The 26,110-nt window shown below is 63.7% G+C and carries 23 protein-coding genes and 1 pseudogene; 20 read left to right on the forward strand and 4 right to left on the reverse strand.

Annotated features, from left to right (window positions below):
* Window positions 1-101 precede the first annotated feature (101 nt).
* A complete protein-coding gene (locus tag ACNA0R_RS09470; RefSeq protein ID WP_415825722.1) occupies window positions 102-965 on the forward strand; it encodes a M90 family metallopeptidase in 864 nt (287 codons plus the stop codon).
* A gap of 134 nt (window positions 966-1,099) precedes the next feature.
* Here the strand turns inward: ACNA0R_RS09470 and ACNA0R_RS09475 are convergent, their stop codons facing one another.
* Both ACNA0R_RS09475 and pncB read right to left on the reverse strand, forming a co-directional pair.
* Complete coding sequence (locus tag ACNA0R_RS09475; protein ID WP_415825723.1) at window positions 1,100-1,453, reverse strand: RidA family protein; 354 nt, start codon at window positions 1,451-1,453, stop codon at window positions 1,100-1,102.
* 54 nt (window positions 1,454-1,507) lie between these two features.
* Window positions 1,508-2,704, reverse strand: coding sequence for a nicotinate phosphoribosyltransferase (pncB, locus tag ACNA0R_RS09480; RefSeq protein ID WP_415825725.1), 1,197 nt, complete (start codon window positions 2,702-2,704; stop codon window positions 1,508-1,510).
* Window positions 2,705-2,938: 234 nt separating this feature from the next.
* Here pncB and fdxA point away from each other — a divergent pair, with 234 nt between their 5' ends.
* From fdxA to ACNA0R_RS09535, 11 genes and pseudogenes are all read left to right on the forward strand, one after another.
* Window positions 2,939-3,262: a ferredoxin FdxA gene (gene fdxA, locus ACNA0R_RS09485; RefSeq protein WP_415825726.1), complete on the forward strand. Its 324-nt coding sequence runs from the start codon at window positions 2,939-2,941 to the stop codon at window positions 3,260-3,262.
* A 17-nt stretch (window positions 3,263-3,279) separates the two neighbouring features.
* Entirely contained in the window at window positions 3,280-4,152 is an 873-nt protein-coding gene (locus ACNA0R_RS09490; protein WP_415825727.1) for a ferredoxin--NADP reductase, read from the forward strand.
* A 346-nt stretch (window positions 4,153-4,498) separates the two neighbouring features.
* Window positions 4,499-5,722: a polyhydroxyalkanoate depolymerase gene (locus ACNA0R_RS09495; RefSeq protein WP_415825728.1), complete on the forward strand. Its 1,224-nt coding sequence runs from the start codon at window positions 4,499-4,501 to the stop codon at window positions 5,720-5,722.
* Between the two features lie 65 nt (window positions 5,723-5,787).
* Entirely contained in the window at window positions 5,788-6,516 is a 729-nt protein-coding gene (gene rsxB / locus ACNA0R_RS09500; protein WP_415825729.1) for an electron transport complex subunit RsxB, read from the forward strand.
* A gap of 13 nt (window positions 6,517-6,529) precedes the next feature.
* Window positions 6,530-7,174, forward strand: coding sequence for an endonuclease III (gene nth, locus ACNA0R_RS09505; RefSeq protein ID WP_415825730.1), 645 nt, complete (start codon window positions 6,530-6,532; stop codon window positions 7,172-7,174).
* A 133-nt stretch (window positions 7,175-7,307) separates the two neighbouring features.
* A complete protein-coding gene (locus ACNA0R_RS09510) occupies window positions 7,308-8,081 on the forward strand; it encodes an ABC transporter ATP-binding protein (protein ID WP_415825731.1) in 774 nt (257 codons plus the stop codon).
* Window positions 8,078-8,791 (forward strand): ABC transporter ATP-binding protein, encoded by a 714-nt coding sequence (locus ACNA0R_RS09515; RefSeq protein WP_415825732.1) that lies wholly within the window; start codon window positions 8,078-8,080, stop codon window positions 8,789-8,791. The genes ACNA0R_RS09510 and ACNA0R_RS09515 overlap by 4 nt, the downstream gene beginning before the upstream one ends.
* 54 nt (window positions 8,792-8,845) lie before the next feature.
* Window positions 8,846-10,063, forward strand: a complete 1,218-nt coding sequence (locus tag ACNA0R_RS09520) for an ABC transporter substrate-binding protein (RefSeq protein WP_415825733.1) — start codon at window positions 8,846-8,848, stop codon at window positions 10,061-10,063.
* A gap of 105 nt (window positions 10,064-10,168) precedes the next feature.
* Window positions 10,169-11,053, forward strand: coding sequence for a branched-chain amino acid ABC transporter permease (locus ACNA0R_RS09525; RefSeq protein WP_415825735.1), 885 nt, complete (start codon window positions 10,169-10,171; stop codon window positions 11,051-11,053).
* Window positions 11,050-12,027, forward strand: a complete 978-nt coding sequence (locus ACNA0R_RS09530; RefSeq protein WP_415825737.1) for a branched-chain amino acid ABC transporter permease — start codon at window positions 11,050-11,052, stop codon at window positions 12,025-12,027. Before ACNA0R_RS09525 ends, ACNA0R_RS09530 begins: the two co-directional genes overlap by 4 nt.
* Window positions 12,028-12,157: 130 nt before the next feature.
* Window positions 12,158-12,346, forward strand: a pseudogene (locus ACNA0R_RS09535) (hypothetical protein); the annotation flags it as partial.
* Here ACNA0R_RS09535 and ACNA0R_RS09540 read toward each other — a convergent pair.
* Window positions 12,311-13,114 (reverse strand): IclR family transcriptional regulator, encoded by an 804-nt coding sequence (locus tag ACNA0R_RS09540; protein ID WP_415825738.1) that lies wholly within the window; start codon window positions 13,112-13,114, stop codon window positions 12,311-12,313. The pseudogene ACNA0R_RS09535 and the gene ACNA0R_RS09540 sit on opposite strands and share 36 nt — an antisense overlap.
* A 112-nt stretch (window positions 13,115-13,226) precedes the next feature.
* Between ACNA0R_RS09540 and ACNA0R_RS09545 the strand changes: the two genes are divergently transcribed.
* The 7 genes from ACNA0R_RS09545 to acnA all read left to right on the forward strand — a co-directional run bounded on the left by ACNA0R_RS09545 (window position 13,227) and on the right by acnA (window position 23,517).
* Complete coding sequence (locus ACNA0R_RS09545; protein ID WP_415825739.1) at window positions 13,227-14,204, forward strand: Bug family tripartite tricarboxylate transporter substrate binding protein; 978 nt, start codon at window positions 13,227-13,229, stop codon at window positions 14,202-14,204.
* Window positions 14,205-14,228: 24 nt separating this feature from the next.
* Window positions 14,229-15,743 carry a class I adenylate-forming enzyme family protein gene (locus ACNA0R_RS09550; protein WP_415825740.1) on the forward strand — a complete coding sequence of 505 codons (1,515 nt, stop codon included), beginning with the start codon at window positions 14,229-14,231 and terminating at the stop codon, window positions 15,741-15,743.
* Between the two features lie 7 nt (window positions 15,744-15,750).
* The gene (locus tag ACNA0R_RS09555) at window positions 15,751-16,539 is read left to right on the forward strand and encodes a citryl-CoA lyase (RefSeq protein WP_415825741.1); all 789 of its coding nucleotides are present in this window, start codon (window positions 15,751-15,753) and stop codon (window positions 16,537-16,539) included.
* A 349-nt stretch (window positions 16,540-16,888) separates the two neighbouring features.
* On the forward strand, window positions 16,889-19,030 hold the full coding sequence (locus tag ACNA0R_RS09560) for a TonB-dependent receptor (RefSeq protein WP_415825742.1): 2,142 nt from the start codon (window positions 16,889-16,891) through the stop codon (window positions 19,028-19,030).
* A 167-nt stretch (window positions 19,031-19,197) separates the two neighbouring features.
* Window positions 19,198-20,238: a M4 family metallopeptidase gene (locus ACNA0R_RS09565; protein ID WP_415825743.1), complete on the forward strand. Its 1,041-nt coding sequence runs from the start codon at window positions 19,198-19,200 to the stop codon at window positions 20,236-20,238.
* Window positions 20,235-20,549, forward strand: coding sequence for a protealysin inhibitor emfourin (locus ACNA0R_RS09570; protein ID WP_415825744.1), 315 nt, complete (start codon window positions 20,235-20,237; stop codon window positions 20,547-20,549). The genes ACNA0R_RS09565 and ACNA0R_RS09570 overlap by 4 nt, the downstream gene beginning before the upstream one ends.
* 262 nt (window positions 20,550-20,811) lie before the next feature.
* Window positions 20,812-23,517, forward strand: coding sequence for an aconitate hydratase AcnA (gene acnA / locus ACNA0R_RS09575; protein ID WP_415825745.1), 2,706 nt, complete (start codon window positions 20,812-20,814; stop codon window positions 23,515-23,517).
* A gap of 158 nt (window positions 23,518-23,675) precedes the next feature.
* On the opposite strand, the gene ACNA0R_RS09580 is transcribed toward acnA, so the two are convergent.
* Window positions 23,676-24,653, reverse strand: coding sequence for a Bug family tripartite tricarboxylate transporter substrate binding protein (locus tag ACNA0R_RS09580; RefSeq protein WP_415825746.1), 978 nt, complete (start codon window positions 24,651-24,653; stop codon window positions 23,676-23,678).
* Window positions 24,654-24,898: 245 nt separating this feature from the next.
* Between ACNA0R_RS09580 and ACNA0R_RS09585 the strand changes: the two genes are divergently transcribed.
* Entirely contained in the window at window positions 24,899-26,101 is a 1,203-nt protein-coding gene (locus tag ACNA0R_RS09585; RefSeq protein ID WP_415825747.1) for a DUF2863 family protein, read from the forward strand.
* The last annotated feature ends 9 nt before the right edge of the window (window positions 26,102-26,110 follow it).

Consider the following 26,110-nt stretch of genomic DNA (forward strand, 5'->3'; position numbering starts at 1 on the left):
GATAGGCGATACGGCGGCGGTCCGCATCGACAGCCGCGCGGACTCAGCCCGACACTCTACACTAGCGCCTGTCGAGCCTGGAAGTACGGAGGATGCCCCTTATGCTGCGATGGCTGCTTGGACGCGGCGCGCCGGCCGCCCGCGTGGCGGATATGCGCGCCCGTATCGAACCCGCGCTATGGGATGAAGTGCTGCAGTCATATCCCTTTCTGGGCGGGCTGCCAGCCGCCGACGTCGAAGAACTGCGCGCCCGCGCCGCCTGGCTGCTGGCCAGCAAGACCATGAACGGCGCCAGCGGCCTGGCGCTGACGGACTTCATGCGCCTGTCCATCGCGGTACAGGCCGCGCTGCCCATCCTTAAGCTGTCGACCGCGCTGTATGAGGGCTGGGAAGAGATCATCGTTTATCCCGGCGGTTTCGCGATCCCGCGCCGCCGCGAGGACGACATCGGCATCGTCCACGAATACACCGAGGATGCCGCCGGCGAGGCCTGGGACGGCGGGCCCGTAGTGCTGTCCTGGGAAGATGCGCGCCTGTCCGAAGGCGCGTTCAACGTCGTCATCCACGAATTCGCCCACAAGCTGGACCTGATGGGCGGCGACGCCGACGGCATGCCCAGCCTGGCGGGGCGTCCCGAACTGGATGCGCGCCTGTGGCGCCGCGTGCTGGAAGACAGCCTGGAGCGGTTCACGCAGGCGCTGGAGGCCGTGGAAGCGGCCATTCCGCCGCACGTCGATCCCGAAGGGCCGGAGGCCGATCCCTGGTACGGGCAGCTGCCCATGGATCCCTATGCGGCGACGGACGAAGGGGAGTTTTTCGCGGTCAGTTCGGAATCGTTTTTCGTCGATCCCGCGCCGCTGGCCGCGGCGCTGCCGGAATGGTATGGCCTGTTGCGGACCTACTACCGGCAGGACCCCTTGCAGCGGTTGCCGCAGGGCGCCGTGCAGTCCCGGCCGCGGCTGTGAAGTGACGTGAGGGCGCGGCTCGCCCGTGTCGTGCCGGCGCACCCGGCGCCGCGCCGGGCCGCGTCAGGCCGGGCCGCGTCAGGCCGGGCCGCGTCAGGCCGGGCCGCGCAACAGGCGGCCGCGCACGTACGGCGTTAGGCGATCGCTGCCGTCACCACGATTTCGACCTTGTAGTCGGGGTTGGCCAGGCGAGCTTCCACCGTGGCGCGCGGGGGCGAGTTGCCGGGGGCGACCCACGCGTCCCATGCCTTGTTCATGCCGTCGAATTCCTTCATGTTGGCGACATAAATCTGCGCCATCAGAATCTTCGTCTTGTCGGTACCGGCCTCGGCCAGCAGGCGATCGATGGTCGCCAGCACTTGCTGGGTCTGGCCGGTGATGTCCAGCTTGGCATCGTCCGGCACCTGGCCGGCCAGATAGGCCACGCCGTTGTACACGGCCATATCGGAAAGACGTTTTTCGACGTTGAAGCGCTTGATGGAACTCATGCGGGTTTCCTTCTGGGTTGAATCCGGGCCGCGGGGGCCCGATGTGAAAAATCTCTACTTCGACGCGCTTTCTTCCCGAATCGGCGGCAGCTGGAAAACCTGCCGCAGATACGCCAGATAGGCGGGATCGTCGCACATGGTCTTTTCCGGCGAATCCGAAACCTTGGCGACCGGCTGGCCGTTGCAGCGGACCATCTTCATGACGATCTGCAGCGGCTGGTGTCCCAGGTCATTGGTCAGGTTGGTGCCGATGCCGAAGGACACGCGGCAACGCCCGGCGAAGCGCCGCGCCAGCTCGATGGCGCGCGGGAACGTCAGCGCGTCCGAGAATACCAGCGTCTTGGTACGCGGATCCACGCGGTTGGCCTTGTAGTGCTCGATCATCCGTTCGCCCCACACGAAAGGGTCGCCCGAATCATGGCGCGCACCGTCGAACAGCTTGCAGAAATACATATCGAAGTCGCGCAGGAACGCATCGGTACCGTAGACATCCGACAAGGCGATGCCCAGGTCGCCGCGATATTCCTTGGCCCAGACCTCCAGCGCAAACACCTGCGAATCGCGCAGGCGCGGGCCCAGCGCCTGGCAGGCCTGCAGGTATTCATGCCCCATGGTGCCCAGCGGCAACACATCGTATTTGCGCGCCAGCGCGACGTTGCTGGTGCCGGCGAACATTTTGCCCATGGTCGCTTTCATGGTGGCCACGACTTCGTCGTGCCAGACCTTGGAAAAGCGCCGGCGCGTGCCGTACTCCGCCACCCGGAAGTCGGCCATGTCCGGCGCGCTGACCACCAGGTTCATTTTGGATTGCAGGCGCGCGCGCCCCTCTTCCAGGTCGGGATGCTTGCGGGTATTGCGGAAGTACACCTCGTTGACGATCGCCAGCACCGGGATTTCGAAAAGAATCGTATGCAGCCAAGGGCCTTCCACCTCGATCGAGATTTCGCCGGGAAGCTCGCCTTCGGCGACCTCGATGCAGCGCTCGGGCAGATGGAACAAGCCCAGGAAATCGACGAAGTCGCTCTTGATGAAACGCAGGCTGCGTAGATAGTCCAGCTCGTCCTCGCTGAAGCGCAGCTGGCACAGGTCATGGATTTCCGCGCGGATCTCGTCCATGTACGGCCGCAGGTTCACCCCGGGCGTCCGGCATTTGTAGCGGTACTCCACCTGCGCGGCCGGAAAATGATGCAGGACCACCTGCATCATGCTGAACTTGTAGAGGTCGGTATCTAACAGCGAGGTGATTATCATGGTTCGATTGATCGCTTGCGAAACGATATTCAACCATAGTATGCGTTCCGGCGATCGATTCACGGTGAAGGGCGGCCGCACCGGACGGCACCGGCGGTGGCGCGCGGTGGATACCGGTCACTACGGGGGAGCGACATTACCCGGTTCAGGGGTATGCGGGGAGTGGCGGTGCGCAATTGGGTAAAATCCCCTTCTTTCAGCAGAATAAAAAGCGCCTCATCCGGGAGTTGCCGCATGACTCACGTCGTCACCGAAAACTGTATTAAATGCAAGTACACCGATTGCGTCGACGTGTGCCCCGTTGATTGCTTCCGCGAAGGCCCGAATTTCCTGGTCATCGACCCGGACGAATGCATCGACTGCGCCGTGTGTATCCCTGAATGCCCGGCCAACGCCATCTACGCCGAAGAAGACGTGCCGCAGGATCAGCTCAAATTCATCCAGATCAATGCGGAGCTGTCACCGGAATTCAAAAGCATCAGCCGCGCCAAGGAGCCCATGCCCGACGCGGACGAGTGGAACGGCAAGCCGGACAAGCTGCAGTACCTGGAAAAATAATCGGGCCGCCATTGCCCATGACCGAGAGCAAGTACACGCGCCAGATCGTCACCGAGGTACGCAGCTGGGTACCCGGTAAGCTGTTTTCCTTGCGCGTGACGCGGGATCCCGGCTTTATCTTCAAGGCGGGGCAGTTTGCCCGGGTCGGCCTGCCGGAAAGCAACGCGCCCGGCGCGGAACCGACGCTGTGGCGCGCCTATTCGATGGTTTCCGGTCCGCTGGACAACGAACTGGAGTTCTATTCCATCGTGGTCCCGGAAGGCGCGTTCAGCCCGCGGCTGGCGGCCCTGCGGCCCGGCGACGCCCTGTATGTCGAAAAGAACCCCTATGGTTTCCTGACGATAGACCGCTTCGGCGCGGTCAACGCGCAGCCGACGCAGTCCGCCCAAAGCGGCCATCCCGGCACCAGCGGTGTCCACGGACAGGCCGGCGCCTACAGCGACCTGTGGCTGCTGGCCAGCGGCACCGGCCTGTCCGCCTACCTGTCCATCCTGCGCGATCCCGCCACATGGACGAGCTTCCGCCGCATCATCGTGGTTCATGGCGTGCGCACAGCCCAGGAACTGGCCTATCGCCAGGAAATCGAAGGCTGGTCCAGCCTGCCCGAGTTCGCCGGCATCTACCGGGCCGATCCGCGCAAGCTGATCTACCTGCCCGTCGCCACGCGCGAAAGGCTGGCAGGCGTGCCCCAGGCGCGGCTGACCACGCTGATCGAGGACGGACGGCTGGAAACGCTGGTGGGGGAAAGGCTGGACCCGGCTCATGCCAAGGTCATGCTTTGCGGCAATCCCGCCATGCTGGCGGACGCCCGTAAACTGCTGGCGGAAAGAGGCTTCGCGCCCGGACGCCGGGGCGTGCCGGGCAACCTCGCCGTCGAGAACTATTGGTAAACCGCACGGGCGGGACTACTGGTTAACCGCCCGGACCGGCACATCGCCACGATGCAATAAACGGCAACATCGGCGGCACGCGGCTTGCCTGGATTCAGGGCGACAGACCGGCGTTTTTCCCTGAGACAGCCCGCCCGGGAGGGCCAGGACCGCGAGGGAATTTCCCTTTTTGGCAACACAAATCAGACCAGAAAACCCTCAGAATCCGTCCTACATACCGTCAGTTCTGTTGCAGTGCGTAAAATACCCCGCACGAAGTCGCCACGGACCGGTCCAACCCGGCATCAGGACAGCTTCAGGCGTACAAGGCCGATCGCCCCGTAGGCCTGGTAAGGAAGAATATTCGATGCTGTATCAACTACATGAGCTGCAGCGCGCCTTTTTGACGCCCCTCGCCGCCTTTACGGACGTCGGGTCGCAGCTGTTTTCCAATCCCTACAGCCCCTGGGCCTATACGCCCGTCTCGCGCCAGCTGGCGGCCGGCTACGAGCTGATGCATCGCATCGGCAAAGAGTACGAAAAGCCCGCGTGGGGCCTGCCGGTGACCGAGATCGACGGCAAGCAGGTGAAGGTGGTCGAAAAGATCGCCGTCGATAAACCCTTCTGCCGCCTCGTCCATTTCGAACGCCAGGGCGTGAGCAAGCGCAAGGATCCGCAAGTGCTGCTGGTCGCGCCCCTGTCGGGCCACCATGCCACGCTGCTGCGCGACACCGTGCGGGCACTGCTGCCGCGGCATGACGTCTATGTGACGGATTGGGTCGACGCCCGCATGGTGCCCTTGTCGGAAGGCCCCTTCCACCTGAACGACTACGTGCGCTACGTGCAGGATTTCCTGCGCTTCCTGGGCGCCGACACGCACGTCATTTCGGTATGCCAGCCGACCGTGCCGGTGCTGGCCGCGATTTCGCTGATGGCGTCGCAGGACGATCCCTGTCAGCCGCGCTCCATGGTGATGATGGGCGGCCCCATCGACCCGCGCAAGAGCCCGACGCAGGTCAACAACCTGGCCACCGAAAAACCCTACTCGTGGTTCGAGAACCAGCTCATACACCGCGTGCCGGGACGCTATCCCGGCGCCGGGCGCCCGGTCTACCCGGGGTTCCTGCAGCATGCCGGTTTCGTCGCGATGAACCCGGACCGCCACCTGAAATCGCACTACGATTTCTACCAGGACCTGGTGCGCGGCGACGATAGCGATGCCGAAGCGCATCGCCGTTTCTACGACGAGTACAACGCGGTGCTGGACATGGCGGCGGAGTTCTACCTGGACACCATCAAGATGGTCTTCCAGGAGTACCAGTTGCCCAAGGGTAAATGGAAGGTCGATGGCCAGCTGGTCAAGCCGGCGGACATCAAGCGCGTCGCGCTGATGACCGTCGAAGGCGAACTGGACGATATTTCCGGACTGGGCCAGACGCGCGCGGCCCTGGATCTGTGCAGCGGCATCCCGGCCGACCGCAAGACCCATTACACGGCGCAGAAGTGCGGCCACTACGGGATCTTCTCCGGCCGCCGCTGGCGCGAAATCATCTGTCCTAAAATCGCCGACTTCATACGGCAATACGCCTGAGGCCGCGCCCCGGCGGCGCGGCCGCGGGTCACCACGACGGGGCCGTTCAGGCCCCGGTTTTTTTCATGTCGACCATTACGCTCGCGGACCGCATCGACGGCCTGCTTCCCCAGACCCAGTGCACCAAGTGCGGCTACGACGGCTGCCGGCCGTACGCGGCCGCCATCGCCGACGGCCAGGCCGATATCAATCGCTGCCCGCCGGGCGGCGAGGACGGCGTGCGGGCCCTGGCGGCGCTGCTGGACCGGGCGGCCCCGCCACTGGACCTGTCGCGTGGACAGCCGGGTCCGCTGATGTTGGCCGTGGTCGACGAAGCGCATTGCATAGGCTGTACCTTGTGCATCGATGCCTGTCCGGTGGACGCCATCGTCGGCGCGGCCAAGCGCATGCATACGGTGGTGGACGAGCTGTGTACCGGCTGCGATCTGTGCGTCGCGCCCTGCCCCGTCGACTGCATCGCCATGGTGCCCGCGGGCCGCGCCTGGGGCGTGGACGACGCCCGTCAGGCACGTGAACGCCATGATCGCCGCGCGCGGCGGCTGCTGGAGATCGCCGGCGCCAACGCCGATACGGGCGCGGGCGCCCGCCGCGCCGGCGCGCCGCTGGCGGCCGAAGCGCTGCGCGCCAGCCCGGCGGCGGCCGAACCCTTGCCGCCGGCGCCCGCGGCGGCGGAAGCCGGCGGCCCCATACCGTCAAGCCCGGCGGCCGATCCCGCCATGGACGACGCGGCCAGCCGCCGCCGCGCCGCCATCGAAAACGCCCTGGCCCGCGCCCGCGCGCGCCGCATGCAATAGACCAACAGCCCCGATGAACGCCGCCAAACGCCGCGAGATCTTCGCCCGCCTGCAAGCCGCCAACCCCACGCCCACCACCGAGCTCGAATACACCACGCCGTTCCAGTTGCTGATCGCCGTGCTGTTGTCCGCGCAGGCGACCGACAAATCGGTGAACATCGCCACGCGCAAATTCTTTCCCCACCACGGCACGCCGCAAGGCCTGCTCGATCTGGGCGAAGAAGGACTGGCCGAATACATCAAAACCATAGGCCTGTACCGCACCAAGGCCAAGAACGCCATCGCCACCGCGCGGATCATCCTGGAACAGCATGGCGGCGAAGTCCCGCAAAGCCGCGAGGCCCTGGAAGCCCTGCCCGGCGTAGGCCGCAAAACCGCCAACGTCGTGTTGAACACCGCTTTCGGCCAGGCCACGATGGCCGTGGATACGCACATATTCCGCGTGGCCAACCGTACCGGTCTGGCGCCCGGCAAGAATGTGCTGGAAGTCGAACTGAAACTGGTCAGGCTGGTGCCCAAGGAATTCCTGCAGGATGCCCATCATTGGCTGATCCTGCATGGCCGCTACGTGTGCGTCGCCCGCACGCCCAAATGCCCGCAATGCGGCATCGCCGACCTGTGCGAATACAAGCACAAAACGCCGCCGAAGCCGGCCTGATTGCCCCCTTTGTCACACGGCTGTCAAGCTGCGATATTCCTTAGGAAAAACCTATGTAAAACCCGCATAGTATTTTGCCCCTGCCGTCCGCATACTCGCCGCAACAATTACGCACAATGAACGATGGTGGAGTATGGAAGACGCCATTCTGGAGACACAGGGGCTGACCAAGGAATTCCGCGGCTTCGTCGCGGTAAAGGGGGTCGATCTGCGCGTCCGGCGCGGACACATCCATGCCCTCATCGGCCCGAACGGCGCCGGCAAGACGACCTGCTTCAACCTGCTGACCAAATTCCTGGCGCCCAGCGCCGGCCGCATCGTCTTCAACGGCAACGACATCACCGGCGAAAGGCCGGCGCAGATCGCCCGCCGCGGCATCATCCGCTCGTTCCAGATTTCCGCCGTATTCCCACACCTGACGGTGCTGGAAAACGTTCGCATCGGGCTGCAGCGCAAGACGGGGCTGTCCTATCACTTCTGGCGCAGCGAGAAGCCGCTGGACAAGCTGAACGGCAAGGCCCGCGAGCTGCTGGATGAAGTGGACCTGGGCGGCTTCGCCGACGAAATGACGGTGAACCTGCCCTACGGCCGTAAACGCGCGCTGGAAATTGCCACCACGCTGGCGATGGAACCGGAGTTGATGCTGCTGGACGAGCCCACCCAGGGCATGGGCCATGAGGACGTCGACCGCGTCACCAAGCTGATCAAGCGGGTCGGCGCGGGCCGCACCATCCTGATGGTGGAACACAATATGAACGTGGTGTCGTCCATTGCCGACCGCATCACCGTGCTGGCGCGCGGCGCCGTCCTGGCCGAAGGCAGCTATGCCGAGGTCTCGCGCAATCCGGACGTGATGCAGGCCTATATGGGCACCACCGCGGGCGAACTGCAAGGAGCGCACGCATGACAGCGCCGGCATTGGAAATTTCCGACCTGCACGCCTGGTACGGCGAATCGCACATTCTGCATGGCGTGAACATGAGCGTGGGCCAGGGCGAGGTCGTCACGCTGCTGGGACGCAACGGCGCCGGCCGCACCACCACGCTGCGCGCCATCCTGGGGCTGACGGGCAGCCGGCGCGGCTCGGTACGCATCAATGGCACCGAGTCCATCGGCCTGCCGACCTTTCGCATCGCGCATCTGGGCGTCGGCTATTGCCCGGAGGAACGCGGCATATTCGCCAGCCTGTCCTGCGAGGAAAACCTGCTGCTGCCGCCGGTCGTCGGCGGCGCGCTGGGCGGCGGGATGTCGCTGGCGGAAATCTACGACATGTTCCCCAACCTGCATGAGCGCCGCCATTCGCCCGGCACCCGCCTGTCGGGCGGCGAGCAGCAGATGCTGGCGGTGGCGCGCATCCTGCGCACCGGCGCCAGCCTGCTGCTTCTGGACGAGATCTCCGAAGGCCTGGCCCCGGTTATCGTGCAGGCGCTGGGCCGCATGATCACGGCGCTGAAGCAGCGCGGGTACACCATCGTCATGGTGGAACAGAACTTCCACTTCGCGGCGCCGCTGGCCGACCGTTTCTATGTCATGGAACACGGCCAGATCGTCGAACATTTCGAAGCCTCACAGCTGCATGAAAAACAGGAATCGCTCAACGACCTGTTGGGCGTTTGAATGTGCCAACCGCCGGAAAGCCGGCAACCCCCTACAAGAGGGAGAGGAGTCAAAATGAAGCTGCATACCCTACCCGCCGCACTGGCGCTGGCCGGTTTCGGCCTGGCCGCCGCGCCGGCCATCCAGGCGCAAGGCATCAACGATGATGTCATCCGCATAGGCTTCATTACCGATATGTCGGGCGTGTATTCCGACATCGACGGCAAGGGCGGCGTCGAGGCCATCCGCATGGCCATCGAGGACGCCGGCGGCGCCATCAACGGCAAGAAGATCGAACTGGTCTATGCCGATCACCAGAACAAGGCCGACGTAGCGTCGTCGCGCGCCCGCGAATGGTTCGACCAGCAGAAGGTGGACGTGCTGATCGGCGGCACCAATTCCGCCACCAGCCTGGCCATGGCGGCCGTCGCGGCGGAAAAGAAAAGGCCCTTCATCGCCATCGGCGCGGGCGCCTCCGACCTGACCAATGCGCAATGCTCGCCCTACACCGTGCACTACGCCTACGACACCGTCGCGCTGGCGCGCGGCACCGGGTCCGCGGTGGTGAAGGACGGCGGCAAGAGCTGGTTCTTCCTGACGGCCGACTACGCCTTCGGCCATGCGCTGGAGCGCGATACCGCCAACGTGGTGAAGGCCGCCGGCGGCGAGGTCAAGGGTCAGGTGCGCGCGCCGCTGGGCGCCTCGGACTTCTCGTCCTTCCTGCTGCAGGCGCAAGCGTCCAAGGCGCAGATCCTGGGCCTGGCCAACGCCGGCGGCGACACGATCAACTCGGTCAAGGCGGCGAACGAGTTCGGCGTGACGCAGACCATGAAGCTGGCCGGCCTGCTGGTCTTCATCAACGACATCGATTCGCTGGGCCTGCAGGCCACGCAGAACATGTACCTGACCGACGGCTGGTACTGGGACCAGAACGACGCCTCGCGCGCCTGGGCCAAGAAGTTCGAAGCCAAGGTGGGCCGCAAGCCGTCGATGCTGCAGGCCGGCGATTACTCGTCGGTGTCCTTCTACCTGAGCGCCGTCAAGGCGACCGGCACCGATGACGCCGACACCGTCATGAAGTGGATGAAGTCGAACAAGATCAACGATATGTTCACCCAGGGCGGCTACGTACGCGAAGACGGCCGCATGGTCCACGACATGTACCTGATGCAGGTGAAGACGCCCAAGGAATCCAAGGGCCGCTGGGACTACTACAAGGTCGTCGCCACCCTGCCCGGGGACCAGGTGTACACCAAGCTGTCCGAATCGACCTGCAAGCTGGTCAAGAAATAATCGGCGCGGCATCGCGACGCGGCGTCCTCCGGCATGGCCGGCGGCGCCGCCGCCTTGCCTGTCATCGATCGCCCTTGCTTAACCGGCGCAGGACTTCCAGACAACATGACTTTCTTCGGCATCCCCATGCAGGCCCTGTTCGGGCAATTGCTGCTGGGCCTGGTGAACGGTTCCTTCTACGCCATGCTGTCGCTCGGCCTGGCGGTCATATTCGGCCTGCTCAACGTCATCAATTTCGCCCATGGCGCCTTGTACATGATGGGCGCTTTCGTGGCCTGGATGGGGCTGCAGTACCTGGGCCTGAACTACTGGCTCATGCTGGTGCTCGCGCCGCTGGTGGTGGGCGCCTTCGGCATCGTCATCGAACGATTGCTGCTGCGCCACCTGTATCGGCTGGACCATCTTTACGGGCTGCTGCTTACCTTCGGCCTGACCCTGCTGATCGAAGGGCTGTTCCGCAGCTTCTACGGCGTGTCCGGCCAGCCCTTTCCCACGCCGGACGCGCTGCGCGGCGCCACGAATCTGGGCTTCATGATCCTGCCTAATTACCGAGGCTGGGTCGTGGTAGCGTCGCTGGTCGTGTGCTTCGGCACCTGGTTCGTCATCGAGCGTACGCCGCTGGGCGCGCTGCTGCGCGCCGCCACGGAAAACCCCAAGCTGGTGGAGGCCTTCGGCGTCAACGTGCCGCGCATGATCATGCTGACCTACGGGTTCGGCGTCGCGCTGGCCGCCTTCGCCGGCGTGCTGGCCGCGCCCGTGCTGCAGGTATCGCCGCTGATGGGATCCAATCTGATCATCGTGGTATTCGCCGTCGTGGTAATCGGCGGCATGGGATCCATCATGGGCGCCATCGTCACCGGCCTTGGCCTGGGCGTGATCGAAGGGCTGACCAAGGTGTTCTGGCCCGAGGCGTCCAATACGGTCGTGTTCGTCATCATGGCGATCGTGCTGCTGCTGCGCCCCGCGGGCCTGTTCGGGAAGGAAAAATGAATCGACACATTGCCGGCTATGTGGTTCTGGCGGTGGCGGTCGCGCTGCTGCCTTTCGTGGGCGTGTATCCCATCTTCGCCATGAAGGTGATGTGCTATGCCTTGTTCGCCTGCGCCTTCAATCTGCTGCTGGGATTCACCGGGCTGCTGTCCTTCGGTCACGCGGCCTTCCTGGGCAGCGCGGCCTATGCGACCGGCTATGCGGTCAAGGCATGGGGGCTGACGCCCGAGCTGGGCATTCTGTTCGGCGTTATCGTTGCCGCGCTGCTCGGCCTGGTCGTCGGCGGCCTGGCGATACGGCGCAGCGGCATCTACTTCGCCATGATCACCCTGGCGATGGCGCAGATGGTGTACTTCTTCTTCCTGCAGGCGCGCTTCACCGGCGGCGAGGACGGCTTGCAGCAGGTGCCGCGCGGCCGCCTGTTCGGCCTGATCGACCTGAGCAGCGACCTGACGCTGTACTACGTGGTGTTTGCCGTATTCGTGATCGGCTTCGCCATCATCTGGCGCGCGGTCAACTCGCCCTTCGGTCAGGTGTTGAAGGCCCTGCGCGAGAACGAGCCCCGCGCGATCTCGCTGGGCTATGACGTCGAACGCTTCAAGCTGCTGGCTTTCGTGCTGTCGGCGGCCATCGCCGGACTGGCGGGTTCGGCCAAGACCCTGGTTTTCGTGTCGGCCACGCTGTCGGACGCCACCTGGCAGATGTCGGGCCTGGTGATTCTGATGACGCTGATCGGCGGCATGGGCACTTTCCTGGGGCCGGTGCTGGGCGCCTTCATCGTGGTGCTGCTGGAAAACAAGGTCGGCGATTTCGGCCAGGCCCTGACGGCCATGACCGGCATCGACTGGTTCCGCCAGCTGGGCGAATCGGTCACCATCGTGATCGGGTTGATCTTCGTGATCTGCGTCATGGCTTTCCGCCGGGGTATCGTCGGCGAGTTCCAGGCCCTGCTGCGGCGGCGCAAGGCTGCCTGACGCCGCTGCCGCGGGCTGAATCGCCCCGGGTTTTGCGGAGGCTCCTCCTCTTGAGAGGATGCGAGCCATGAGCAAAAACAACGCGAACAGGTTTTCCCCTGAAGTGCGCGAGCGCGCGGTGCGCTTGTTGCTCGAGCTGGCAGCGCTGGAATGGGTCGCCCGGTTCAACCATAAGCGCCTGCACTCATCCATCGGCTATATCCCACCGGCCGAGGCTGAGGCAAACTACTACAACCTGCTCGGCACATCCGCCGGTGAGCGCCACGCACGCCAGCCAATAGTGTCATTCAGGCTCCACCTGAAAACTATCGAGCAATGAGTTCTCCAGAGTCTTAGCATGTTCTATCAACATAGCTGCGACGTATGCCCCTCTAGCTTTGGTCATGCGGAGAGAAACAGCTCCAACGCTCAATGCAGCAAAAGGCATCCCCGTTCGGTCTAGAAGTGGCACTCCCACTGCGCTCACTCCTTCGATTGCGACGTCGGATGCTGCCGACCATCCTTTCGATCGAGTGACCTCGATCAAACTCCGAAGACGCTCAGCCGTGAGTCTGGGATAGCGGACCAGTTGCGGCTCAATTGCGTTGAGCGCCAGCTCCTGTTCGTGGGCGGGCAGCGCAGCGAGCATTGCCAGGCCGGCTGCGCCGACGCCCATGGGTTGTCTATGACCCGGCTCGACAGTGAAGACTTTCACTGGATAGGCACCCATGTGTCGAGCCACGCACAGTGAATCCCATCCAACTCGAACGACAAGAAAGACCGAGTCTTCCGTCACCCGAGCGATCTCTGCCAACACTGGCGCGGCCCGTTCCCTGATAGGAAAGCCGTGGTCGGCTGAGTATCCAAGCTCTAACGCGGTCGGGCCCAGGTAGTAACGATGGTCGCGGGCCTGCATCAACATGCCACTTTGAACAAGTTGCTTCAGCAATCGATGAGTCGTCGGCTTGTTCAACCCTCCCTCACTGATCAACTCACTCAATCTCGCCGCCCCCCCACGCCGTCCGCACACGAGCCTTAGCAATCTGATAGCCCGACCAACACTCTGCACCGCATCCGAGCCCATATCGTTTTCCCTATCGTCTCGCATTGTGGATTTTTACTGTCGCATCGAAAAATTCTTGCTCTTAATATGCTTCGAAAAAGGCGCATGACCGCGAATCCGTATCGTAATACGGATCGACTTCGAACGAGGAGACTTTATGAATCATTGCACGGCGCTCATCGGCGCCATTTCCATGGCTGGCCTAATTTCCGCCACCGCAAGTTCCGCCGAAACAACCGGCTATCCGAGTCGGCCGGTGACACTAGTCGTCGGCTACGCGGCAGGGGGGGCTACCGACACGGTTGCGCGCCTGATCGCCCATCGGGTCGCCGCGGACCTGGGGCAAACCGTGATTGTGGAGAATCGCGCGGGTGCCAACGGGAACATTGCAACAGACTACGTGGCGAGAGCGAAGCCCGACGGCTACACGGTCCTCTTCGGCGGGTCTAACAACGTGACTAACATCGCGCTGTACCAGAAGTTGCCGTTCGATTTCGCCAAGCAATTTGAACCGGTTGCGATGGCGGTGTCCTTGCCGAACATCTTGGTGGTGAATCCCTCTGTGCCGGCCAAGTCGGTAAAGGAGCTGATCGATTTAGCGAAAAAGGAGCCGGGAAGACTCAACTTCGGCACGTCGGGCATCGGTTCATCGCAACATCTTGCGGGCGCGCAATTCCAGAAGATGGCCGGTGTTTCGGTGACGCACGTTCCCTACACCGGAAGTGCTCCGGCGGTGACAAACCTGCTGAGCGGCTCCATCCAGATGATGTTTGACAACGCGCCTTCCGCATTGGCAAACATTCAGGCCAAGAAGATCCGGGCCCTTGGAGTGACCAGTCGCAATCGCGTTTCTTGCGCGCCGGACATTCCGCCGATTGCAGAGTCCGGCCTCAAAGGCTATGACGTCACGGCTTGGCTGGGATTCTTCGTGCCGGTGGGCACACCGAAGGAAGTGGGCACTCGGTGGAACGAGGCCGTGAACAAGGTCCTGAGCGATGCAAGTGTGCGTAAACGCCTTGTCGAGATGTGTGTCGAGCCGATGCACGGCAATGTCTCGGAAGTCAGTCAGTTCGTGAAAAATGAGATCCCGAAATGGGCGGAAATCGTCAAGAACGCTGACGCCAAGCTGGAATGACAAGAAAGACGGAGTCCAAACAACATGTACCCGATTGAGTTCTTTTTCAGGGCCGCTCGGCTCTACCCGAAGAATCTTGCAATCCAGTCCCCGGGACGCGATCTCACCTATGCCGAACTAGCAGATGAAGTGCGGGCCGTCGCTCATGGGTTGCAGCAAATCGACCCGTCGCCAGGAAGCCGAGTGGCGATCTGCGGCACCAACACTCTGGAACACGTGATCGCGTTCCTGGCAGTATTGGCGGCGGGGAAAGTCTGGATACCGCTCAATGCCCGCAGTGCCGTACCCGAGCTGAATCGCATCATTCAGTTTACAGCGCCGAGCATTGTCATCTCTGACAGCAAGCATCGCGACGGACTGTACTTGACGTCCCAGCAGCGAATGCTGCAACTTGACGGGAATGTGCCGGACTCGATTTCCGCGTTGACTGATGCGCATCGTGGCCACACGCCGCAGCGCTGCTATGGAAGTGAAAGCCATCTCCAGGCCATCAAATTTACGGGTGGCTCCACGGGGACGCCCAAAGGTGTTATGCAGTCTTATCGGGCCTGGCAGACCACAATTGCCAATCTGATTGATGCCTATGGCTATACGCAAGCTGACCGCAACTTGTTGGCCGCGCCGATTACGCATGGGGCGGGCACGTATCTGCTTCCGATTCTTGCACGGGGTGGTTGTCATGTGATCCTCGAAGAGGTTTCCGCCACGGCCGTCCTCGATGCGCTGACGACGCAGGGGATCTCATGCGTATTCATGCCCCCCACGTTGTTCTACATGGTGATCGAAGCTGCCGGAAAGCGCAGCTATGAATTCCCGGCCATTCGCCATCTGATCTACGGTGGCGCACCGATGCCAGTCACTAAGATTCGAGAGGCGCAGCGATTCTTCGGCCCCGTCGTGGGCGTTACCTACGGCCAAACCGAAGCACCTCAGATTGTCACCTTCCTTACGGGGGAGGACCTGGCCACCGACACCTATGTGGGCTCGGTGGGACGTCCCTCGCTGTTCAGCGATATGGCCATCATGGGGTCGGACGGCAAGATTCAGCCGGCCGGCGAGACGGGCGAGATTGTGGTCCGCGGGCCCATGATCATGTCCGGCTATCTCGACTTGCCGGAAAAGACGGCAGAAACCATCGTAGACGGCTGGCTCCACACGGGAGATCTCGGTTACATGGACGAGAATGGCTACTTGTTCCTACGTGGCCGGAACCGCGACGTCATCATCACGGGCGGCTTTAATGTCTATCCCAATGATGTTGAAGAGGTTCTTAATCAGCACCCCGACGTTCTCTCTGTTACGGTGTTTGGCGTCGACGATCCAAAGTGGGGCGAAGCCGTGCATGCGGCGATCCAGTTGAGGAAAGAAGCAAGCACAACTGCCGATGAGATCATTCGGTATGCCAAAGGTCAGATGGGCTCGGTAAAAGCGCCCAAAGCTATTTCGTTCTTTGACGAGCTGCCGCGCAATCCCGTCGGAAAGGTCGATAAGGTCGCGATCAAAAAGCAAGTGCAGGAACAGATGACGCAAGCCAAGTGAGGCAGTTATGACTACCCCTATCAAGACCGAAATCGGCTATTGCACTACTGAACGTATTTACGTCCGCGGCTTTGATCTGGCCGACGAGCTACTCGGCGAGGTCGATTTTGTTGAGATGATCATGCTCGTTGTGTTGGGGCGCCGCGCCTCTCAGGAGGAGCGCAACATGCTCAATGCCATCTTGGTGACGGTCACTGATCATGGATTGACGCCAAGCGCGCTTGCTGCTCGCCTCACATACTTGGGCGCTCCTGAAGCCCCTCAGGCGGCTGTTGCTGCGGGCCTTCTCGGGGCCGGGAGCGTGTTCTTGGGCGCTATGGAAAACGCGACCCAGATGCTCCGTGATTTCGTGGATGAAAACGAGGCTCGCTTAGGCTCGGAGGATGAGCTGGGGCAGGCCGTGCGCACCTTGTTCGCAAAGCAATCGGCGGCAGGAACCGCGGTGTTTGGCATTGGCCACAACATCCATGTGCATGGCGACCCTCGAACCCCAAAGCTTAAAAAGCTTGCGCAGGATAATGGCTTTTACGGCCCGCACTGGCGAGCCATTGAGGCGATTTCGGCAGCAAGTCAAGCAATCACGGGACGCCGCCTGCCCGTCAATGCAGGCGGCGCCGTGGGCGCAATTGTGGCTGACATGGGGCTGCCGGTATCGATGGCTCGTGGGCTGGCCCTGGTGGGGCGGTGCGCGGGGTTGCTCGGTCATATTCTTGAGGAGAAAGAAGTCCCAACTGGAAAGGCGCTTTGGAATCTCGTGCTGGAACAAGACCCGCGGAATAAAACCGGAACACAGTAAGCCGGCTTGCCGCTGACGCCATGCCTCGCTGCAGGGGCGAGGCAGCGGTCCTAGCCCTATGCATAAAGGATTTGATTGATCGTAAGGGGCTGCCAAGCTGGCATGGGGGCCCTTGCGATGTGGTGGCCGCGGCGCACGCCCGGCAAAGCCAGCCAGCGGGAATTCCAGACGAATACGCGCCAACGACGTCAGCGTCATTGAGGTGCAGGCACCACATTCAGACAAGCCCAGTAGCAAAAACAAATAATAATGATTATCATGCGCGTTTTTATAAAAGAACGCGCGGGGTGGGGTTTTGGGTAAAGCATTTCAAGGGCGGGATGGCGCCCAGAAGGGCCTCGGCAAGGCCGTGAAGCAGGCATTGGCGGGAAGCGCGGCGCTCTATGTGGCGGCGGTTTCGGCGCAGACAGAGACATCGGCCCCGGCCGCCATCACCGTCCTGCCCACCGTGACGGTGACCAGTGCACCGGTCGCCCTGGATGAAGCGCCCGCGCCCATCGCGGGCGGCCTGATCGGTGGGGGCGCGCGGATGGGGATCCTGGGCAACACGTCCGTCATGGACACGCCCTTCAGCGTGACCAGCTACACCGCCGAAACCATCGAGAACGAACAAGCGCGTTCCGTCGCCGACGTGGCTACCATGGATCCGTCGGTCCGCATGAGCAGCGCGCGCTCGAACATCAACGAAGACCTGACCATCCGCGGCTTCAATGTGCCGACCGCGGACTTCGCGTTCAACGGCATGTTTGGGCTGACGCCGTACTGGCGCGCACCGGTTGAGACCCTGGAACGCGTGGAGATCATCAAGGGGCCGTCGGCCGCGCTTTTCGGCATGACGCCGGGCGGCAGCGTCGGGGGTGTCGTCAACCTGGTGCCCAAGCGCGCCACCGACGATCCCATCACCCGCGTGACCGGCTCCGTCATGTCGGATTCCGTCTTCGGCGTGCACGCCGACGTCGGCCGCCGCTTTGGCCCGGACAATGCGTTCGGCATCCGCGTGAATGCAATGCTGCGCGACGGCGACACGCCTATCAAGGACCAGTCCACGCGCGAAGAGTTGGGATCGGTCGCGCTGGACTATCGCGGTGAAAGACTGCGATCGTCCTTGGACCTGATCTGGCAGAAGGAACGCATCGACAACGTAGTGCGTCAGTTCCAGCTGGGTTCGGACCTGACGTCGATTCCCGAGGCGCCCAGCAACAAGAATCCGTATCCCGGCCTGGGCTGGAGCGACGGCCGCAATACCGCCGGCATCTTCAAGGTCGAATACGACCTCACCGACCACTTCACCGCCTACGCCGGCTATGGTCAGCGCAAGCTGGACTGGGACGCCTTCGCCGCGAACCCCGTGCTGCAGAACACGCAGGGCGACTACTCCTTCTTCGGCGGGTGGCAACGGATGACGGTGGACAGCAAGTCCACCGAAGCCGGCCTGCGCGGCAACTTCCAGACCGGCCCCGTGAGCCACAAGGTCGCGTTCGGCTATACCCTGCTGGACCAGAAGTCCGATCTGGGCTTCTACACCGGTTTTCCGTCCGGCAACTCGAACATCTACGCGGGCAACACCTTCGACACGCCGTCCATCTCCGGCATTAGCAATCCGTTGAACCGCTACCAGAGCACCAAACTGACCAGCTATGCGCTGGCCGACACCCTGGGATTCCTGGACGACCGGCTGCAGCTGACCGTGGGCGCACGCCACCAGAACGTGCAGGGCCAAAACTACAACTTTGCCAATGGCGAACCCAGCGGCCCGCGCTACGACAAGAGCGCCATCACGCCGCTGGCGGGTGTCGTCTTCAAGATCCTGCCTGACGTGTCGGTCTACGCCAGCTACGTCGAAGGCCTGTCCCAAGGCGATACGGCGCCCACCAGCGCGGCCATCACCAACCCGGGCGAGACCCTGTCGCCGTTCAAGTCCAAGCAGAAGGAAATCGGGGTCAAGTACAACCTGAACGACGATATGCTGGCCACCGTCGCGCTCTTCGAGTTGACGCGTCCCAGCTCCGGCATCTCGGGCAACACCTTCGGCGAATACGGCGAACAGCGCAACCGCGGCGTCGAAGCCAGCTTCGCCGGTGAAGTCACCAGGGGCGTACGGCTCTTGGGAGGCATGAGCTACATCGACGCCGTCGTCAACAAGGCCACCACGCCCGACCTGCAGGGCAACAAAGCCGTCGGCGTCCCCGACTGGCAGTTGAACCTGGGCGCCGAGTGGGATACCCCCTTCGTCCCCGGCCTGACGCTGCTTGGCCGCGTCATCTACACCGACAGGACGTACGCCGACGCCGACAACACCCTGTCGGTGCCAAGCTGGACCCGCGTCGATGCCGGCGCCCGCTACGAGACGAAGATCAGCGGCACCCCCGTCACCTTCCGCTTCAACGTCGAGAACCTGTTCAACCGGAATTACTGGGGCACCGCCACGGCCGGCTATCTGTTCGTAGGCTCGCCGCGCACTTACACGTTCTCGACCAGCATCGCCTTCTGAGGCGACCACGATGTTGGGTACGTAAGTGGAGCAGCCTGGTCTGAATAGCGCTTGCATCGGATGAAGCCTACGATTCCACGCGCCTCGGGTCCACGAAACAGCGCGCAACCGGGCTCGCCCCGCCAGCCCGCGCGCATTATGCTGGGGTGGTTCATGAGGACCACGCCATGCGCCCGCCCTGCCCCTATCCATCCAGGCACGCCGTCGTGCCTCCCTATCTGCTGGATCGGCTGGCCCGCCAGGGTAGTCCCCATGTCCGTGCCTGCGCGACCGCCACGTTGACGCTGAGCGGTGACGACGGTTCCGTGCGCGGCCTCGCCCAGGCCAGCGCCTTGGCGTCCAGGCCCCGGACGACCGGCGATGCCGCCCGCCATATCCACACAGCCGCCGGCGGCACTTCCCTGCCCGGGCAACCGGTGCGCGGCGAAGGCCAGCCGGCCACGGGCGACGCCGCGGCCGACGAAGCCTACGACTACGTCGGCGCGACACGCGCCCTGTTCGCCGAGGTGTATGGCCGCGATTCCCTGGACGGCAAGGGGATGGCGCTGATCGGTACGGTGCACTACGGCCAGAATTACGACAACGCGTTCTGGAACGGCGCGCAGATGGTCTTCGGCGATGGCGACGGCGAAGTCTTCAACCGTTTCACCATCGCCATGGATGTCGTCGGGCACGAACTGTCGCACGGGGTCATCGACTACGAAGCCGCCCTGGTCTACCGCGAACAGGCGGGAGCGCTGAACGAATCGATTTCCGACGTCTTCGGCGTGCTCGTAAAGCAGTACCGGCTGGGACAGACCGCCGGGCAGGCGGACTGGCTGGTGGGAGAGGGACTGTTCACCGACGCCATCCGGGCGCAAGGGCTGCGCTCCATGAGCGCTCCCGGTACGGCCTATGACGACCCCTTGCTAGGGCGAGACCCGCAGCCGGCGCATATGCGCGACTTCATACGCACCGAGGACGACAATGGCGGGGTCCACCTGAATTCGGGCATACCGAATCGCGCCTTTTACCTGGCCGCCAGCGAGCTGGGCGGCCCGGCCTGGGATAAAGCCGGCCGTGTCTGGTACGACACCCTGTGCGATCGCAAGCTGGCCCGGGATGCGGACTTCGCCGCCTTCGCCGCGCTGACGCTGGAACACGCCGGCGTGCTGGGTGCGCGCGACGCGGTGCGCCGGGCCTGGCGCGACGTGGGAGTGCTGCCATGACCCTTTTGCCTCCATGGGATACGGTCGTTGCGGTCCAGGTCAAACGCCAGGGCGGGGTGGCGGCCGTTCCGGCGCTGGCGCGGCCCCGCACGATTGCGCTGCGCCTATGCCCGCAGGATGAGCGCGGCCGCGTATGCGCGGCCCTCGCCCAGGCGGCGACCCTGGCCCATGAATCCCGCGGCGCGGGCGACCAGCGTTACTTCACCGTCGAGATCCTGCGCGACGGCCAGGCCGAGCCGCTGCGCTTCGACGTCCCGGAGGCATCCGCGCCCGAACCGCTGGTCCGTCTGTGGCGCGACGGCAAGGCATGAATGCGGACTCCAGGCGCCGCCCGGCGGTATTGCACGTTTTGCCATGTGTTTTGCCACCGGTTTTGGCTATGCTATCGGGCGGTCTGAAACGGCGCGCGGTACGCTCCTTGCAGAGCGGCCCGAACTTTTTCAGGTTGGCAATGTCTTATATAAGACATAAGATATAAGACCGAGGATTCTCCCGGCTTGGGCACACATGACAAGCGCGGGGAAACGCATGAAAATGGCTGCTTTTTCGCGGTCACCTACATTGGAGTTCATCATGCCGCACAACGTGTTCGACACACTGAAGACATTCAAGATCGGCAACCAGGCCTGTCAGTACTATTCGCTGCCGGCGCTGGGCAAGGCGCTGGGCGTGGACGTGCAACGATTGCCCGTGTCGCTGCGCATCGTGCTGGAGTCGGTCCTGCGCAATTGTGACGGCCAGAAGGTGACCGAAGAACACATCAAGCAGCTGGCCAACTGGCAGCCCAACGCCAAACGCGAAGAAGAAATCCCCTTCGTGGTGGCCCGCGTGGTGCTGCAGGACTTCACCGGCGTGCCGCTGCTGGCCGATATCGGCGCCATGCGTTCGGTGGCGCAGGCCATGGGCGCGGACCCCAAGCGCATCGAGCCGCTGGTGCCGGTGGACCTGGTCGTCGATCACTCCGTCATGATCGACTACTTCGGCACCAAACAGGCCCTGGACCTGAACATGAAGCTGGAATTCAAGCGCAACCAGGAGCGCTACCAGTTCATGAAGTGGGGCATGGAAGCCTTCGACACCTTCCGCGTCGTGCCCCCGGGCTTCGGCATCGTGCACCAGGTCAACCTGGAATACCTGGCCCGCGGCGTCCATCTGGACAAGGCCAACAATGTGTACTACCCCGATTCGCTGGTGGGCACCGATAGCCACACCACCATGATCAACGGCATCGGCGTGGTCGGCTGGGGCGTGGGCGGCATCGAGGCCGAAGCCGGCATGCTGGGCCAGCCCGTGTACTTCCTGACGCCCGACGTGGTCGGCGTCGAACTGAAGGGCCAGTTGCGCGGCGGCGTCACCGCCACCGACCTGGTGCTGACCATTACCGAAATGCTGCGCCGTGAAAAAGTAGTGGGCAAGTTCGTCGAATTCTGCGGCGAAGGCACGGCCAGCCTGTCCGTGACCGACCGCGCCACCATCGGCAACATGGCGCCGGAATACGGCGCCACCATGGGCTTTTTCCCGGTGGATGAGCGCACCATCGACTACTTCAAGGGCACCGGCCGCACGGAGCAGGAAATCGCCGCCTTCGAGGCCTATTTCAAGGCGCAGAAGATGTTCGGCGTGCCCAAGGCCAAGGACATCCAGTTCACCAAGCTGCTGACCCTGGACCTGGGCACGGTGGCGCCTTCCCTGGCCGGCCCGAAGCGCCCGCAGGACCGTATCGAGATCGGCAACGTGAAGAACACCTTCACCACGCTGTTTTCCGCGCCGGTCGCCGAGAACGGCTTCAACCAGCCCGCCGAAAAACTTCAGCAGACGTTCACCACCAGCGCCGGCACCAAGGTCAAGAACGGCGACATCCTGATCGCGGCCATCACGTCCTGCACCAACACGTCCAATCCCAGCGTCATGCTGGCGGCCGGATTGCTGGCCAAGAAGGCCGTCGAAGCCGGACTGAAGGTGTCGCCCAAGATCAAGACCTCGCTGGCGCCCGGATCGCGCGTGGTCACGGAATACCTGACCAAGACGGGCCTGCTGCCCTATCTGGAAAAACTGGGCTTCGACGTGGCCGCCTATGGCTGCACGACCTGCATCGGCAACGCGGGCGACCTGGCGGCCGATCTGAATGAAGCGATCAACGACAACGACCTGGTATGCGCCGCGGTGCTGTCGGGCAACCGCAACTTCGAAGCGCGCATCCATCCGAACATCAAGGCCAACTTCCTCGCTTCGCCGCCGCTGGTCGTGGCCTACGCGCTGGCCGGTACGATGCTGCGCGACCTGATGACCGAACCGGTCGGCAAGGGCAAGAACGGCGATGTGTGGCTGGGCGACATCTGGCCGTCCACGGAAGAAGTGCAGAATCTGCTGAAGTTCGCGCTGGATTCGGACGTCTACCGCGAGAACTACAGCGACGTGCGCACCAATCCGGGCAAGCTGTGGGAGAACATCAAGGGCGTGACGGGCGAGGTCTACAACTGGCCGACGTCCACGTACATCGCCGAACCGCCGTTCTTCAAGGACTTCGGCATGGAGCCGGCAGCCATGCCCACCGTCAAGGGCGCCCGCGCGCTGGGTATTTTCGGCGATTCGGTCACCACCGACCACATTTCCCCGGCTGGCTCGATCAAGGAATCGTCGCCCGCGGGCAAGTGGCTGAAGGAGCACGGCGTCATGAAGGCCGACTTCAACAGCTACGGTTCGCGCCGCGGCAACCATGAAATCATGATGCGCGGCACCTTCGCCAATGTGCGGATCAAGAATCTGATGATCCCGCCGCGTGAAGACGGCAGCCGCTTCGAAGGCGGCGAAACGCTGTACCAGCCGTCCGGCGAGCAAATGCCCATCTACGATGCCGCGATGAAGTACATCGACGCCGGCGTGCCGACCGTGGTGTTCGGTGGCGAGGAGTACGGCACCGGGTCGTCGCGCGACTGGGCCGCCAAGGGCACGCAGTTGCTGGGCGTGAAGGCCGTGGTGGCGCGCAGCTTCGAGCGCATCCACCGCAGCAATCTGGTCGGCATGGGGGTGCTGCCGCTGCAGTTCAAGGGCGATGACAGCGCGCAGACGCTGAACATCACCGGCGAGGAAACCTTCGACGTGTCCGGGCTGGAAAACGGCATCAAGCCGCAGCAGGACGTGACGCTGACCATCCATCGCAAGGATGGCTCGTCGCAGCAGGTGCAGGTGCTGCTGCGGATCGACACGCCTATCGAGGTGGACTACTACCAGCACGGCGGCATCCTGCCCTTCGTGCTGCGTCAGTTGCTCGCCGCCTGATCGGCGCCAGCCGCGATGCCGCCGGCCGGATGGCGGCGGCATGCGAAAAGGACCGGACCCGCATGGGCCGGTCCTTTTCGTTTCCGATGCCGCGCGACCCGCGCGTTACGCGGCGCGCGGCGCAGACCCGCCCGGCGGAGGCGGTCGCCGCAAGGCGGTCAATCCAGCCGGATGTCCGCCTTCTGCACCACCGCCGCCCAGCGCTGGCGCTCGGCCACCAGCCACTTGTCCATTTCCGCGGGCGTCATGGTGACGACGTCGGCGCCCTGCTCCGCCAGCTTGGCCTTCAGCTCCGGTATGTTCATGATGCGCGCCAGTTCCTTGCTCAGCCGCGCCGCGATGTCCGGCGGCATGGCGGTCGGCGCCATCAGTCCCTGCCAGGTGCCGGACTCGAAGCCCGGGACGCCCGACTCCGCGATGGTCGGCACATTCGGCACCTGCGGCATGCGATTGCGGCTGGAGACCGCGATCGCCTTCAACTTGCCGCTCTGAATGTGAGGCAGCGTGGCCAGCATGCCGTTCATGATGATCTGGGTCTGGCCGCCGATGGTGTCGGTGATGGCTTGCGAACCGCCTTTGTAGGGCACGTACTGCCACTGGGCCTGGGTGGCCTGCTCTACCGCCACGCCGGCGACGTGGGGCGCGCTGCCCATGGCCGTCACGGCGAAGTTCAGCCGTTCGCGCTTGGACAAGGCCACCAGTTCGGCCAGGGTGTTGACCGGCACCGAGGGATGCACGGCCAGGATGTGCGGCGAATAGGCCAGCATGCTCACGCCGCGCAGATCCTTGTTGGGATCGAAGTTCAACTTGGTATAGACCGAGGGGCTGATCATCAGCGCGCCGACGTCGCACAGCAACAGCGTGTGCCGGTCTTCGCCCGATTGGGCGACGATGGCGGCGCCCAGGTTGCCATTGGCGCCGGGCCGGTTGTCCACGATCACGGTCTGCTTGAGGCTTTCCGACAGCGGCTGGCTGATGGCCCGCGCGATGATGTCGGAAGAGCCGCCGGCCGGATACGGCACCAGCAGGCGCACATTGCGCTCCGGCCAGTTCTGCTGCGCTTTCGCCACGGGTCCGGCGCCATAGAGGGCAGCCGCGCCGGCGGCGGCCAGGAAAGAGCGGCGGGATAGGGGCATGGTCCTGGTCTCCTCAATAATCTGATTGTTGGAATATGTTATAGGACATCATATAAGTTCCGAGACGATTCTGCACAGGTTCAACCGCCTCGTCAATCCGGACACACCGCCGCGATGACGTACGATAACCGCGCAGCAGAGTGAAAGGCCGGCGTTCTGCCCGCCAGGCGGCCGGATGCCGGGGCATCGGCGGCTCCGCCACGGGTACACTATATGGTTCTCCTTCTGTTCCCCCATTCATCGTCATGCCTCGCACCCGCAGCCACACATCCTCTCGCCTGACCCGCGATGCCTCCCGGCTTGCCACGTTGGCGCTGGCGTTGAACAGTTCGGGCAGCCGGGTCGAAGATATCTTTTGGGAAGAGCAGCTGCGTGCATCGATTCCGAAGCTGCTGCGCGCCGGCAATGACGCGCCGCTGGAATCGGCGCTCGATCACTTGTCGCAGACCCACCCCGGCGCCTACGAGGTGCTGATCGAGCAGGCGGAGACTTTCACCGAGTCCACCGTCATCGAAAAGAACGGCGCCAGCTACGATGTGCTGCTGATCGTGGCGCCCATGGTCGCCTGGACGCGCTACACCATTCCCACCGGACCGATCACTGCCAGCGCCCTGCAGGCGCTCACCGCGCAGTTGCACGGCCATGTCCTGGCGCAAGGCGCGCGTCTGGCGCTGATGCCGTATCTGGTCAGCATCGACCAGATGCCGCGCACCTTCTCGGAAACCTGGCACTGGTTGCAACGCCTGGGTTCGCAGGCGCTGGGCGCCGAAACCATGAAGCCGGCCATCGCCGAAGAGGCGGAAACGGCCAATATGCTGGCCGATACCCGCTATCTGGTGGGCGCCGTCGCGGTGCCGCGCGGCGCGGCCATCTTCCGCTGGCAGGAAAGCCCGGGCGATGCCGGCGCCACGCGCGAAGCCTGCCTGGCCAAGTGGGTGGAGCAGGCGCAGCCCACGCTGGCCACGCTGCTGCCGGGCTGCAGCTTCGAATGCCTGCTGCCGGATGCCTACTACGTCAGCAACCGCGAAGCGGACCGCCGCGTGCGGCCGCTGGCCTTGCGCGCGGCCGTCACGTGGCTGGAGGGTTCGGTCAACCTGGAACCGTCGCGCCTGCGCGCGGTGGTCGCGGGCTGCGGCGAAGGCCGCGTCGACGAATACCGCGTCGGCTTTACCGCCCGCAATAGCAATGACGTCATCTACGGTTGCGTCTGGCCGCTCTATGGCCGCGAGGACGAAACCGGCGGCGAGGATGAACGGGCCGATCCCGTCGAGGAAATCGCCGCCCTGCTCAAGGAGCTGGGCGTGAACGAAGTGCGCCGCATTCCGGGCGTGCTGGCGGCCGAATATTGCGAGGATTGCGGCACGCCCTATTTCCCCAATCCGCTGGGCGAAATGGTGCACGCCGAGCTGCCGGAAGACGCCGAATCGGCGCCGGCCCGGTTCCACTAGCCGACGCGG

This window comes from Bordetella sputigena (assembly GCF_965137885.1).
GTDB lineage: Bacteria > Pseudomonadota > Gammaproteobacteria > Burkholderiales > Burkholderiaceae_B > Bordetella_C > Bordetella_C sputigena.

Bases quoted from the DNA above. Each gene is read 5' to 3' on its own strand.
- ACNA0R_RS09555 (WP_415825741.1), top strand. From the start codon at position 15,751: ATGACTACCCCTATCAAGACCGAAATCGGCTATTGCACTACTGAACGT.
- pncB (WP_415825725.1), bottom strand. From the start codon at position 2,704: ATGATAATCACCTCGCTGTTAGATACCGACCTCTACAAGTTCAGCATG.
- ACNA0R_RS09510 (WP_415825731.1), top strand. From the start codon at position 7,308: ATGGAAGACGCCATTCTGGAGACACAGGGGCTGACCAAGGAATTCCGC.
- ACNA0R_RS09530 (WP_415825737.1), top strand. From the start codon at position 11,050: ATGAATCGACACATTGCCGGCTATGTGGTTCTGGCGGTGGCGGTCGCG.
- fdxA (WP_415825726.1), top strand. From the start codon at position 2,939: ATGACTCACGTCGTCACCGAAAACTGTATTAAATGCAAGTACACCGAT.
- ACNA0R_RS09545 (WP_415825739.1), top strand. From the start codon at position 13,227: ATGAATCATTGCACGGCGCTCATCGGCGCCATTTCCATGGCTGGCCTA.
- ACNA0R_RS09490 (WP_415825727.1), top strand. From the start codon at position 3,280: ATGACCGAGAGCAAGTACACGCGCCAGATCGTCACCGAGGTACGCAGC.
- ACNA0R_RS09520 (WP_415825733.1), top strand. From the start codon at position 8,846: ATGAAGCTGCATACCCTACCCGCCGCACTGGCGCTGGCCGGTTTCGGC.
- ACNA0R_RS09515 (WP_415825732.1), top strand. From the start codon at position 8,078: ATGACAGCGCCGGCATTGGAAATTTCCGACCTGCACGCCTGGTACGGC.
- ACNA0R_RS09475 (WP_415825723.1), bottom strand. From the start codon at position 1,453: ATGAGTTCCATCAAGCGCTTCAACGTCGAAAAACGTCTTTCCGATATG.
- ACNA0R_RS09470 (WP_415825722.1), top strand. From the start codon at position 102: ATGCTGCGATGGCTGCTTGGACGCGGCGCGCCGGCCGCCCGCGTGGCG.
- ACNA0R_RS09540 (WP_415825738.1), bottom strand. From the start codon at position 13,114: ATGCGAGACGATAGGGAAAACGATATGGGCTCGGATGCGGTGCAGAGT.
- ACNA0R_RS09565 (WP_415825743.1), top strand. From the start codon at position 19,198: ATGCGCCCGCCCTGCCCCTATCCATCCAGGCACGCCGTCGTGCCTCCC.
- acnA (WP_415825745.1), top strand. From the start codon at position 20,812: ATGCCGCACAACGTGTTCGACACACTGAAGACATTCAAGATCGGCAAC.
- ACNA0R_RS09580 (WP_415825746.1), bottom strand. From the start codon at position 24,653: ATGCCCCTATCCCGCCGCTCTTTCCTGGCCGCCGCCGGCGCGGCTGCC.
- ACNA0R_RS09525 (WP_415825735.1), top strand. From the start codon at position 10,169: ATGACTTTCTTCGGCATCCCCATGCAGGCCCTGTTCGGGCAATTGCTG.
- ACNA0R_RS09495 (WP_415825728.1), top strand. From the start codon at position 4,499: ATGCTGTATCAACTACATGAGCTGCAGCGCGCCTTTTTGACGCCCCTC.
- ACNA0R_RS09550 (WP_415825740.1), top strand. From the start codon at position 14,229: ATGTACCCGATTGAGTTCTTTTTCAGGGCCGCTCGGCTCTACCCGAAG.
- nth (WP_415825730.1), top strand. From the start codon at position 6,530: ATGAACGCCGCCAAACGCCGCGAGATCTTCGCCCGCCTGCAAGCCGCC.
- ACNA0R_RS09585 (WP_415825747.1), top strand. From the start codon at position 24,899: ATGCCTCGCACCCGCAGCCACACATCCTCTCGCCTGACCCGCGATGCC.
- rsxB (WP_415825729.1), top strand. From the start codon at position 5,788: ATGTCGACCATTACGCTCGCGGACCGCATCGACGGCCTGCTTCCCCAG.
- ACNA0R_RS09570 (WP_415825744.1), top strand. From the start codon at position 20,235: ATGACCCTTTTGCCTCCATGGGATACGGTCGTTGCGGTCCAGGTCAAA.